Consider the following 12,206-nt stretch of genomic DNA (forward strand, 5'->3'; position numbering starts at 1 on the left):
TGATACTAACATGAAAATTGAATTTCATAGTGTTTTACATTCAAATTAAATCCTTTATTCATCTTAAATACTCTTTAAATCTCACACATAAGGGAGTGGATTTTTATGTTTTCTTCAACTATAGTTGAAGAAAATGATTCAAAGTGAGGCAGAGGTGATTTAAAATTATGAAAGCTGAACAACTTTCCTTGTATGAGTCAAGGGTTTCACCTGAATACATAGTAACGCAATCTAATAGTTTAATTGAAACTCCTCAAAATTTAACACTTCAAGAAAAACGAATTATTCTCACACTGGCTTCACTAGTTCAACCGGGAGATAATAATTTTCGTATACATAGAATTAAAGTAAAAGACCTTGCTGATATCATTGGTATTAAAGAAAAAAATTTCTATAGTAAGGTAGAAGATGTGGTAGCAAAATTGCAAAACAAAACTTTAACCATTGAAAACGAAAGATCCAAATTAAATATGCACTGGTTATCTTCAAGTGAGTATTTTAAAGGACAAGGTTATGTTGAGTTGGAATTTTCTGAAAAACTTCGCCCCTTTTTATTAGAGCTTAAACAAAGTTACACTCCCTTTAAATTAAGGAATGTACTAGGTTTACGTAGTGAGTACTATATACGAATCTATGAGTTGCTTAAACAATATGAAAAGGTTAAAAAAAGAGTATTCTCATTGGAGGAATTGAAATTCCATTTAAACATTCCACCAACTAAGTATCAACAATACTCTCACTTAAAAAACCGTATAATCCTAAAGGCACAAGCAGAACTTCGAGAAAATACGGATTTAATGTTTGATTTTGAGGAACAGAAGGAAGGCCGAAAAGTTGTAGGCATTGCTTTTTTCATTAAGAAAAACCGTAAAATATTACAAGAAGTCCTAGAGAATGAATCTCCAGATTCTACCCCAGCTGAATTACTGATTCGCTTCGGAATAAGACCGGATAAAGCTCGTGAAATGGTTAAACTTTATTCTGAAGACCAAATCAGAAGTAATATTAGGTACATTTTGGACAACAAACAGTCTGAGGATATTGATAATATTAGTGGTTATATTATTGCTGCTATAGAAGGTGATTATGCAAGCGAAGAGAAGAAACCATCACCGATAGAACCAAACAAGGAAACTCTATCTTTAGAATTACTAAACGACTGGATGGTCAAGAAGTATCACAGATCTACAGAAGTGGTGACGACATTTCTCTTAGAGGAACATGTGTTAAGTTTTCTTATTGAAAATGGTGCAGATGAACAAGAGGCAAAAGACTTCTGGAAAGAACATACAGAAGAAATCAAACGGATGGCTAAAGACATCGTACAGAGTAACAGAAATCGTAATGGGAGAAAGAAAAAAAGATAGTAAAATATAAATGGGAGATCCAAAAATACACACTTTATTTATTATTTTCTCAACTTTCGCAGACCAAATTAGGCAGGTAAGCCCTGATAAAGCTTGGTAAATATGCAATCCATTGTGATAGTTGATTTTTAAATAGTTGATGTGTGTTTTTTTTCGTTTTCTTTAAGATATCTTTGAAGAAGGTCGATTAAGGACTAGAACACGATCGAGTCCAATTAGCAGATCTACGAAACTATCAAGAAAAAAGAAGGGGAAGCATGAAGATTCCTAATATTATCCCCTACAGGTAGACAGTAAAAAAAGAGAGCATGATATTTTGTTCTTAGCAGTCTACTTGGAAGGTATTTTTCTATGGCTAAAAAGGGACAAACCTTTAAATCATATACAGAAGAATTAAAGCGAGAAGTGGTTCGTTTGAAGTTAGAAGAATGTTGGTCATATCGTAAGCTTCGTATAATTGTTTTTCTGCTAAAGAACAAATCTGTATAAGACGTGTTCTCAATTTCGTAATATCGGTGGAGGAATAATCCCCTCCCATTACATGCTATGTTGTTTTCTTAATTGAACCGAGTAGCGTAATTGAACATCTTTTCTGTTGCACGCTGCTGATCGTTCAAGCGTTTTGGCTATGGCTCTTACTTTAGCAGATAATTTTCCCGACAGGCTAGCACCGGCCTGTCGGTTGTTTGTGTTTTCCTAAGAAAAGTTCATTAATTGGGCTTTCGAATATTACGGTTAATTAAGTACAAACTAGGAGATAAAATATCTACTTACAGTTTGTGTTTAAAGGGAGATGGTTTGTCTCTATGTTTTTCACTAACATCATAATAAGGAGAATAAAATGAAGAATTTAAGAATGAGCAGTATTACGCTTTTAGTGCTTTTCGCTTTATCTATTTCAATATTTAATATGAATATACTTAAAGTCAGTGCAAGTAGAGAAAATCCTGCCGAAAATTATTACTCAGAAATATACCGCCCACAGTTTCATTTTTCTCCAGAAAAAAACTGGATGAATGACCCGAATGGTTTAGTTTTTTATAAGGGAACGTATCACATGTTTTATCAATATAATCCTTATGGGAATAAGTGGGGGAATATGAGTTGGGGGCATGCTGTCAGTAAGGATCTTGTCCATTGGAAGCACCTTCCTGTTGCATTAAAGCCTGATAAGCTTGGTATGATCTTTTCTGGAAGTGCGGTAGTCGATGAAAGGAATACGAGCGGATTATTTGAAGATGAGTCTGGCGGGCTTGTTGCCATTTATACGAATGCGGGAGAGACGCAGCAACAAAGCATCGCCTATAGTACAGACGAGGGAGTAACGTGGACGAAGTATGAGGGGAATCCGGTTATCCCCAATCCAGGAATAGAAGATTTTCGAGATCCGAAGGTTATTTGGTATGAGCAAGAGCAAAAGTGGGTGATGGTTGTGGCGGCAGGTGATCATATAAGGTTTTATTCTTCTAAAAACTTAATCGACTGGGAATTTATGAGTAAGTTTGGTGAAAATGAAGGTGCCCACGGAGGAGTTTGGGAGTGTCCGGAATTATTTGAGCTGCCTATCAATGGAGACCCCAAAAACACGAAATGGATTTTGCAGGTTGATCTTATTTCAGGAGCTGTCGCAGGTGGTTCTGGTGGACAGTATTTTATTGGAGAATTTGATGGAACCAAGTTTATCAATGACAATCCTCCAGAAGAAATTCGATGGACGGATTATGGAAAAGACTTTTATGCGACACAATCATGGTTTAATACAGGAAACCGGAAAATATGGATTGGTTGGATGAACAATTGGGAATATGCTGAATCCATTCCAACGTATCCTTGGAGAGGGGCAATGTCACTTCCTAGAGAATTAACGTTAAAAACAATTCCAGAAGAAGGGATGAAGCTGATTCAAACTCCCATTAAAGAATTGCAGGCCATTAGGAAAAGCCCATATCAATGGAGTGACCTAAAAGTAACACCAGAGGAAAATATTCTTTCAGATATTAAAGGGAATATGATTGAAATCAAAGCTGATTTTGAATTAGGTTCTGCCTCTGAGTTTGGCTTTAAGGTAAGAAAAGGTGAAAATGAAGAAACGATTATCGGATATGACGTAAAAAGCAACCAGTTGTTTGTCGATAGAACAAATTCAGGACAAGTTCAATTTGATAAACAATTTCCCGGAAAGCATCTAGCACCGCTTCAGCCGGAGAATAATCGTGTAACAATCCACATTTTTGTCGATCAATCTTCTGTTGAAGTGTTCGGAAATAAAGGTGAGGTTACAATTACAGATCGAATCTTTCCTGAACCTTCAAGTAATGGTATTGAATTATATACGAAAAATGGAGAAGTGCAGGTTATTTCTTTATCAGTCAACGAGTTAGATTCTATCTGGAAAAAATAAAAAACAAAGGGCTCCCCTCTGTTAATCCAAATCTTTAACAATGTAATCTGCTGTACGAATCGACAACGCGACGGTCGTTAATAAAGGATTAACACCTATAGCTGGTAAGAGGCTGTTGTCTGCCACAAAGAGTCCAGGGACGTGATGAACCTGCCCATATCGATTCGTTGCGGAAGTCAAGGGATTTATCACCCATACGACTTTTTTTAGGAAGCAGCTTTCCATCCAAACGATCGAACCCGATAAGATCAACCAACTTCGACATGTTCGTTTCCTGAAAGATATAGATAATTTAAAAGTACATATGGAAAAGCATGCAGCCATTATCAAACCAAAATTTGACATGGTATTAAACAAACTTGAGTCGGAATTATTGCATCATGGAATAAACCGAATGGGGGCTATTTCATTAGTCTTAACACATTAAACGGTTGTGCCCGAGATGTTATAAATATGGCATCCGAAGTTGGTGTCAAGTTGACTAAGGCAGGAGCCACATATCCTTATGGCAAGGATCCAAGAGATCGAAATATACGTATAGCTCCTACATTTCCTTCTGTTGAAGAACTGGAAAAAGCTATTGAAGTTTTATGCTCTTGTGTGCAATTAGTAAGCATTAAGAAAATTTTAGCCGAGAAGCAATAAACATGTAATTCGCTGAATTGATCGGTTTTTGGTTAATATATCATCTTCCATTAGTGAATTAAGAAAGGATACACAGAAATAATCAAACTTTCTTATAAAAGAATGATCTAATTGAATATTTTAAGAACGTGCTTTGATCTACTATGTAACATTAACTGACCTAAAAGACGTTAAAGTAATGATACATTAACGTCTTTTTATAATGTCTAACATTATATATAAGATTATTTTTGTTGGTTTAAGACCTTTTCCAGACCTCTGTAACAACAACAAAAAGAGTACCTCGCACTCTTTTAAGATGTGTGACATTATATACAACCTCAATAAACTTAATAGTTTACTGTCTTTTTAGTACTTTTAATAAAAAATCTTTTTTTAAAACACGTTTTTTCTTTTTGTTAGTTATCAAGGTGATTCGTATCAATTAGATCAAACATTATTCTAAAGCACCATCTGCCTCTTTTCTATTTTTTCTGCTACAAACAATCTTCCAAATAAGATGTCTGATCTTTAATTCATTTTCTTCTTTAAAAATTTTTTCTGTCAAAACTCTTTTTCAATTGCCAATCGGTAACACTATCATAAAATTAATTGTAAATAAATTACAAAAAGTATTTATTTATTATTTGCGGTAGTGTAATATCAATTATTGATTGATAATTCAAATAATGAGGAGGTATTATTATGTTTGTTGAGACACTAAATTCAGGAAAACTTGTTTCAGTTTCACCTTCAGACCAACAAAAAATACTTGCTTTGGTAAAGAGCATTAATTAATTTCAAAGTGATAAGGAACAAAGTGAAGAAGCAATAAATCAAATACATTTGCAAAAGGAAAACATACCGCAAGCATTAAAAGATAATCTTTTAGAATTTAAGGATTCTGATTATTGCTATCTTTTACTAAAGAATCTACCTCAAAGAAAGCATGACGAGCTTCTATTATTGTTAACGAGTTTAATCGGTTATCCCTTTGCGCATGTTGATGAGGGAAAGTTAGTTATGGCCAATAAGCCTATTAAAACCCAAGATGCCCAAAAAACCACTGCTTATTTTACTTGGAATAAGTTTGACCTCCATACAGAGTTACCTTATATTCAAACACCACCAGACTTCATTTCATTATATTGCTTAAATAATGTCAAAGGAGGGTATACATATCTTTCTAGTATTGAAAGAGCGTTAAACCTTCTTTCAAGTGATCAGATAGAAGAGCTTAAGAAACCACAATACATCATTCCGATTCCTCCTCATTTTGGAGCAGATAAAATACAACAATCTAAAATACCTTTACTTTCTTCCAAAAAAGGATATCCTTCTTTAAGAATTAGACAGGATGGTTTAGTTAGCGATACTAAAGAGGGAGAGGAAGCTGCACAAGCACTACAGTCTGCCCTAGATATGGTTAGAGAAGCGATTGAACTAGAACCAGGGTCATTACTAATTATTAATAACCATTTATCTGCTCACGGAAGAGCACCATTTACTCCTACCTTTAATAATAGGGATCGTGAACTGCATAGAGTATACCTCATTGACGATGTAAATAAATTTGGAAAAAACTATAATGCTATTAATCGTCGTATTGAAGGGTTCTAGTAGCTTACTTTAATATCAATCGAGGAGGACATTAAAGGTGGATATAATAAAGAAGATTATCAAGAAATATGAATCTAAAACTCCTGAATTAAATGAATTAGTCAAGGATGTCTCTGAAATTAAAATTTCAATAGAAGACATTAAAAAATATATTAGTGAAGTACCTAACCACTTTCAAGGAAACTATTACAGAAACAAAATAGGAACAAGTCAAATTGGTGCCTTGATAATGACATGGTTTAAAGGTTCAGATATTCATATTCATGATGATTCTGCTGTCATTTTTGTTTTGTCTGGGAGCTTGATAAATATCAAATATACTATTAATAATAAAAGTTTATTGGTTAAGGACATTACAATAGCTCAGCCAGGGGAGATGATCTTTGAGGAAAAAGGATTAATTCATCAAATTATTCCTGCTAGGGTACATAACGATCCTTGCCTATCAGCTCATTTTTACTTCCCACCTAAACCAAATTTAGAGGGAACAAAAATAATAGATCCAAATTGTAGACGTATTATCACTCTGTCTTCTAATGCTAAAGAAGCTTGTATTCCTTCCAATAATGAAGAGATATTAACAGTACAAGAAAATGTATTTAACAAAACTAATTTCTCAATTTTTAAATACTTAGTTCAAGAGCAAAAAATTGCTTCTACCCTCTGACGTGACAATAAAAGAACAAATGTTACTATATGCATTTGTTCTTTTAGCGTTTACTACATGATTAATACATTTGTGGGAGGACAAAATCTATGGAAGATATTAGCTTAGATATATTAACTTTCTTAATTTTTGCTGGATTTGCTGCAGCTTTTATTGATTCTGTAGTAGGTGGTGGGGGCCTTATTTCGATTCCTGCTTTATTATTTACTGGACTCCCTCCTTCTGTTGCTTTAGGAACCAACAAGTTAGCAGCCACTATGGGATCTTTAACGAGTACCATTAACTTTCTTCGATCAGGAAAAATCAACAAGAGATTAGTTGTGAAATTATTACCCCTATCTATAATAGGATCAGGGATTGGTGTATATGTTGTTCAGTTAATACCACCTGAATTTCTAAAACCTATTATTTTAGTACTCTTAGTCCTTGTAACGATCTATACGCTTTTAAAAAAGGATTGGGGAATGGAATCTACATTTAAGAAATTATCATTGAAAACTACTATTTTCATTGTTTTAGCTACATTGATTCTAGGATTTTATGACGGATTTCTAGGAGCAGGAACAGGTTCTTTTCTTATATTTGCTTTTTTACTCTTAGGATTTGACTTTGTTGAATCAGCTGGAAATGCAAAAGTTTTAAATTTTGGTAGTAATCTTGCTGCTCTAATTACGTTTATTCTATTTAATTCAGTTAACTTCTACTATGGAATTCCTATGGGTATAGCTATGGTACTAGGGGCGTTCGTAGGTTCTAGAGTGGCAATAAAAAGTGGAGCTGCTTATGTTAAGCTTTTATTCATTGCAATTACTGTAGTCCTAATTGGAAAAAGCATCTGGGATTATATACAGAAGCAAATTTAATAAATAGTTTGGAAGGATATATGATGCTAAACAATAATTCAGTTATAGGATTTATCGGTACCGGTGTTATGGGGAAAAGTATGGCTAATCATTTATTAGAAGCTGGTTATAAAGTTCTTGTATATAATAGAACGCCATCTCGTACAAAAGAATTAGTGGCAAGAGGAGCCATTTTAAAAGATACGATAGCTGATCTATCCATTGAATCAGACGTTATAATTACAATGGTTGGCTATCCTAGAGATGTAGAACAAATTTATTTAGAAGAACAAGGAATATTAGATCATGCTAAAGAGGGTACATACCTTATAGATATGACAACTTCTAGTCCAATCTTAGCTCAGAAAATTTTCGAAGAAGCGCAAAATAAAGGACTCCATGCATTTGATGCTCCTGTATCAGGTGGAGACATTGGGGCAAAAGAAGCGAATTTAACGATTATGGTTGGTGGAGAAGAAAAGGACTTTAAAATCGTATACCCTATTCTTAAGTTAATGGGTACGAACATTGTTTTACAAGGAAAGGCTGGTGCTGGCCAGCACACTAAAATGTGCAACCAAATTGCTATTGCCTCTAATATGATAGGCGTATGTGAAGCAATGGTGTATGCGGAAGAAGCAGGATTGAATCCGGAAACGGTTTTAAAAAGCATTGAAACAGGAGCCGCAGGGAGTTGGTCTTTAAGTAATTTAGCTCCTCGAATGATTAATGGGGATTTTAAGCCTGGTTTCTATATTAAACATTTCATTAAAGATATGAAAATAGCTCTTGAAAGTGCTAAGGAAATGGATTTAGAGACACCAGGTTTAAAATTAGCTAAATCTTTATATGAGGAGCTTGAAAACAAAGGTGAAGAGAATAGTGGAACACAGGCATTATATAAGTTATTGGGTAAAAAATTTTCGGAAGCTTAATGAAGTTGAATAAATAAGAAAATAGTGTTCCAGTGTGGATCAAACTTTTTTTATAAAAATCTAAAGAAGAATACATTTTGATCAATCTTTTCAAAATGTATTCTTCTTATTTATCGTAAAATAAGGGTTTGCGAGGTATTTTTGCTCAAACTTTATAAGCTACACAGAAAAAGTCCAATACGATCTCAACCATTGTGTGAAATAGGTACAAAGCAGGAGAGAGGATGTGCATTATGGATTGGATAGTTCGTCCGGCTAGACATACCGATGAACATAAAGTAATTGAGGCGATACGCTCCTTGTGTACGGAATTAAGGGGTAAAGATGTAAAACTGCCTGAAATAGCAGCAGATGTATTTCAAAGTATTATAAGTAACACGATTCCTGGAGCTGTTTTTATTGCTGAAACGACTGACGGAAATCTCATAGGATGTGCGACTGTTTTTATCCAAGAGGTTATATTCAGGGGTGGATCCTATGCACTTATTCAAGAACTGTGGGTTCATCCATCGCATCGAAGTCTGTCGCTGGGTGCGGCACTAGTTCGATCCGTCGAAGAGTTTTGTCGAGAACATTCTCTTAAACGGTTGAAAGTATGCCTACCGCACGAAAGTTTCGTCAACTTTAACAAGACACAAAAGTTCTATGGTCGTATCGGCTTTGCTGATAACGGTCCTTATATGACGAAAATGGTATCTATGGATTTGAAATAAAGTCGCGATGTTTTACCCTGTTTCGATTTTTTTGTATAAAGCGGTGTTTTTATAGTGAAAGGAAAGAACATCTGAATTAAAAGGTGGATTAATGAACTGTGGATTGAAAATAGAGTTGTTCCGTTATTGGGCGCGATTGCTGAACAAGGGGTACGTGAACAATTCGAATAATGAACCGCCACATCTGAAAATATTCCCATTTAAATAAAAACCCTCGGCTAAATCAAATAGAAACCAAGGGTTTTATTTCTTTTTGATCTTGCCAATGACAACTTCGCCATTTTCAATACGTACTTGTTCATTACGTGGAAAGGATTGATCGGTCTGTCGAGCTACTTTTCGAAATCGCTTACGCATCTTTTGGATAAAATCAGTTGCAATAGGGGATAAGTTAACTTGCTCACAAAACTCTTCCACACTCTTCTCGTACTCTTCCCATGAAATCAACTGTTCCCGATAATCGGCATACACCTTCAATATACAAGTTTCCTGCTTTTAACTCCAGTATGATTTGAGAGAAGAGACAAACTTCAAAGTGACGACGGTTTACTTCCTCAGGTCTAGTTTCCTTCTTTCGTTTGCGACTGAGCCATCTCCACCACCCATCAGGAATCCAAGATAGTTCAAGTAAAGGAGTTACTTCTTTTTTCCATGGACCAATTTTCTCCACGTGAACCACTGAAATCCATTCCTTACGAGTATACTGATGGGATAACAGAAACGACACAGCTTCTTCAATAGCTGTATCTTGATTAGTGGAACGTAAGGGTAAAGATTTTATAATTTTAAAGAAAGTTGAGCGATGACTCTTAAAAAACCGCCATAAGAATAAAAAGTAGTTGTCTCCACTAAGTGCTAAATGATTTTCACAATCACGCAATACCTGTTCTTCTCGATCTCCAAGCACTTTCTGCATCGCTTGAATGCGCTCTTCAGCTTCGCCTTCAAGTTGATAAGCCAACAGTAAATGATGAAGCATTTCAACCAATGAATCGGTTTTCTTTTGTCTCTTTTCTTTATAGTCTTTCAAAAATTGACGACCTTTTTTGTGAATACTCATCATGCGTTTAATCATGGTTTCAGCAATATCATCTAATACTTTTGAATATTGAACATAAACAAGTGAAACCGCAATAGCGTAGCGTTTATCTGCTTTCATTCTCATCATTCAACCTGCATCTAAGGTTTTCGCTTCTGCTGCCATTTGTTTGATTTTGATGACAGGGATTTCTTTCAATGCTTCACAGGGGATTTGTTGTTGTTTCAACCAGTCACGATGAGCAATCAAATCTTTTAGATAAGATAACTTAGCACTTTTCGCATCTTCTTTTAACGTATTCCATAGGCTATAAGTCGTTCCTTCTGTGGATTGGAAAAGTTCATTGATCGTTTCTTTTTGCTCTTCACTTAATCTACCGTTGATCTGTTCATAGATCACACGATATGATTTCTTACGAACTTCGTTCGCTGCTTCTTTTAATGTGTTATAAACAGGGAGTTCATAACATTGGCGAATTAATTCTTCGATAGCTGCGTTAACGAGGTCAGCAGGCTCATCTTTGCTCAAAGACAATTTGTCCATCGTATTGATCATGAATTGACGAGCTTGCTCATTAAAAGGACGAATTTGTAGGTAATCTCGAACGAAACGATAGTGCCTTTCGCATGTTCTAGATTCACAATAGGCTATCCAATCTTCCTTGCTAGGTAGAGGTAATTGTACTCTACTGGCAATATACTCAATGATCGTTTGAGGGATATCTAACATTCGAGGAAAAAAACCTAGCTTTTGCACGGTCTTAATCAGAACCAATAACCCTAACTGTTGAATATTTCCTCTAGACTTAGTATCTGTCCACTCAATTTCTTCTCTTCTAGGAGTATAGACTTCTTGTAAGTCTTGTTCAGTTAAACTACTCTTAATTCGAGGGTAAATGGTATCTTGAATACTAGGCAATAGAGTTCCCTTCTTTGCCACGTATATTTTTCTGACTTTTTAATTTATTTAATGATAAAATAAAAACCTACCCATATATATGGTAGGTTGATTCCTCATATGGAAAAATTTTCAGATGTGGCGGTTGAAAGTCGTTTTGGTTGCCGTACCCCTCAAGGGACTTGAGGTTAACCACTGTTTACAAATATGGAAAATAATTGTGTTCCATTTAGTTGGCGAAAACTGTACACCGTTGTCAGTACAGAAGTAACAACTTTTTGGCATTCCACTATTATGAGTGGTTTAAAAGTAGGAAGTCTTTTGCAATAATATGATGGAAAGCTATTAGGTTAAGGAGGATGCTGCCCATTCTCCTTTTTAATGCATTGAAAATTTTGTAAGAGGGTATCAATAGTAAGCAAACGTATATAAAGTTATTACCTCTCTACAAACAAATGTCTAAATAATACGGAATTTGTAAAAAAGAGAGGGGAGGTTAGAAAAAAAGTTCGTTCAATTAATGAATGAGGAAATGATAAGCGACATAGTCATTCTATTTGAATACACAAAGTCACGTTTTGTTACTATATATGTAGAGTTTTTTGTTTTATTGTCTAATGTGTTTTCATTTCTACGAATCTCTTTCATAATAGGAGTTATAAAAAAAGTAGAGAGTGGGTAAGAAAAGTGGACAAAAAGCAGTTATTGAAATACATTTCAGAAAAGAAAAAAGAAATGATTCGTTTTGGAATGAATTATGGGTTACGAAACGAAAAAACGGTAAAATGTAGTCAAGAACTCGACAAGCTGCTTAATACATATCAAGCAATTATTTGGAAAGGATAATAGACAAGGCAGTTGTCTTTCCTATTCAAAATTTTTGGTTATACCACTTTAAAAACAGATTAATGCCTAAAGGATAGGCTAGCATTTACGTAGGATGAAATCGTGTCACTAGTTTTAAAATTTGGAAGGAAATGAAGGAAATCATACTATATGTCATCATACTGACCAAAGTCACATTGCTTGTTGTAGCTTTTTTGTAAAATAATTTTTTTATTAATGTACTCAGATTTGTAAAATGTTTTTGGTAATTATTGT

Annotated in this window: 12 protein-coding genes and 2 pseudogenes; 10 read left to right on the forward strand and 4 right to left on the reverse strand. The window is 34.7% G+C overall.

Annotated features, from left to right (window positions below; translation table 11 throughout):
* Positions 1 to 167 precede the first annotated feature (167 nt).
* The 3 genes from SAY88_RS18210 to SAY88_RS18220 all read left to right on the forward strand — a co-directional run bounded on the left by SAY88_RS18210 (position 168) and on the right by SAY88_RS18220 (position 3,768).
* Positions 168 to 1,367 (forward strand): replication initiation protein, encoded by a 1,200-nt coding sequence (locus SAY88_RS18210; RefSeq protein ID WP_332633584.1) that lies wholly within the window; start codon positions 168 to 170, stop codon positions 1,365 to 1,367.
* Between the two features lie 351 nt (positions 1,368 to 1,718).
* Complete coding sequence (locus SAY88_RS18215; RefSeq protein ID WP_332633618.1) at positions 1,719 to 1,856, forward strand: hypothetical protein; 138 nt, start codon at positions 1,719 to 1,721, stop codon at positions 1,854 to 1,856.
* Between the two features lie 352 nt (positions 1,857 to 2,208).
* A complete protein-coding gene (locus SAY88_RS18220) occupies positions 2,209 to 3,768 on the forward strand; it encodes a glycoside hydrolase family 32 protein (protein WP_332633585.1) in 1,560 nt (519 codons plus the stop codon).
* A 21-nt stretch (positions 3,769 to 3,789) separates the two neighbouring features.
* On the opposite strand, the pseudogene SAY88_RS18225 reads toward SAY88_RS18220, so the two are convergent.
* A pseudogene (locus SAY88_RS18225) lies at positions 3,790 to 3,954 on the reverse strand (GMC oxidoreductase); the annotation flags it as partial.
* Here SAY88_RS18225 and SAY88_RS18230 point away from each other — a divergent pair.
* The 6 genes and pseudogenes from SAY88_RS18230 to SAY88_RS18255 all read left to right on the forward strand — a co-directional run.
* A pseudogene (locus SAY88_RS18230) lies at positions 3,917 to 4,413 on the forward strand (aminotransferase); the annotation flags it as partial. The pseudogenes SAY88_RS18225 and SAY88_RS18230 sit on opposite strands and share 38 nt — an antisense overlap.
* Positions 4,414 to 5,238: 825 nt before the next feature.
* On the forward strand, positions 5,239 to 6,012 hold the full coding sequence (locus SAY88_RS18235; protein ID WP_332633586.1) for a TauD/TfdA family dioxygenase: 774 nt from the start codon (positions 5,239 to 5,241) through the stop codon (positions 6,010 to 6,012).
* Positions 6,013 to 6,049: 37 nt separating this feature from the next.
* On the forward strand, positions 6,050 to 6,679 hold the full coding sequence (locus SAY88_RS18240) for a cupin domain-containing protein (protein WP_332633587.1): 630 nt from the start codon (positions 6,050 to 6,052) through the stop codon (positions 6,677 to 6,679).
* 89 nt (positions 6,680 to 6,768) lie between these two features.
* The gene (locus tag SAY88_RS18245) at positions 6,769 to 7,542 is read left to right on the forward strand and encodes a sulfite exporter TauE/SafE family protein (protein ID WP_332633588.1); all 774 of its coding nucleotides are present in this window, start codon (positions 6,769 to 6,771) and stop codon (positions 7,540 to 7,542) included.
* Positions 7,543 to 7,562: 20 nt separating this feature from the next.
* On the forward strand, positions 7,563 to 8,456 hold the full coding sequence (locus tag SAY88_RS18250; RefSeq protein WP_332633589.1) for an NAD(P)-dependent oxidoreductase: 894 nt from the start codon (positions 7,563 to 7,565) through the stop codon (positions 8,454 to 8,456).
* A 233-nt stretch (positions 8,457 to 8,689) separates the two neighbouring features.
* On the forward strand, positions 8,690 to 9,169 hold the full coding sequence (locus SAY88_RS18255; RefSeq protein ID WP_332633590.1) for a GNAT family N-acetyltransferase: 480 nt from the start codon (positions 8,690 to 8,692) through the stop codon (positions 9,167 to 9,169).
* A 243-nt stretch (positions 9,170 to 9,412) separates the two neighbouring features.
* Here SAY88_RS18255 and SAY88_RS18260 read toward each other — a convergent pair whose 3' ends face one another.
* Genes SAY88_RS18260 through SAY88_RS18270 form a run of 3 tightly spaced genes read right to left on the reverse strand, consistent with a single transcriptional unit; the run spans position 9,413 to position 11,126 of the window.
* A complete protein-coding gene (locus tag SAY88_RS18260; protein ID WP_332633591.1) occupies positions 9,413 to 9,586 on the reverse strand; it encodes a hypothetical protein in 174 nt (57 codons plus the stop codon).
* Positions 9,570 to 10,328: a hypothetical protein gene (locus SAY88_RS18265; RefSeq protein WP_332633592.1), complete on the reverse strand. Its 759-nt coding sequence runs from the start codon at positions 10,326 to 10,328 to the stop codon at positions 9,570 to 9,572. The genes SAY88_RS18260 and SAY88_RS18265 overlap by 17 nt, the downstream gene beginning before the upstream one ends.
* 9 nt (positions 10,329 to 10,337) lie before the next feature.
* On the reverse strand, positions 10,338 to 11,126 hold the full coding sequence (locus tag SAY88_RS18270) for a DUF4158 domain-containing protein (RefSeq protein ID WP_332633593.1): 789 nt from the start codon (positions 11,124 to 11,126) through the stop codon (positions 10,338 to 10,340).
* Between the two features lie 666 nt (positions 11,127 to 11,792).
* On the opposite strand from SAY88_RS18270, the gene SAY88_RS18275 reads away from it, so the two are divergent.
* A complete protein-coding gene (locus tag SAY88_RS18275; protein WP_332633594.1) occupies positions 11,793 to 11,951 on the forward strand; it encodes an aspartyl-phosphate phosphatase Spo0E family protein in 159 nt (52 codons plus the stop codon).
* Positions 11,952 to 12,206 lie beyond the last annotated feature (255 nt).

The organism is Halalkalibacter flavus, from assembly GCF_036663575.1.
GTDB lineage: Bacteria > Bacillota > Bacilli > Bacillales > Bacillaceae_D > Halalkalibacter > Halalkalibacter flavus.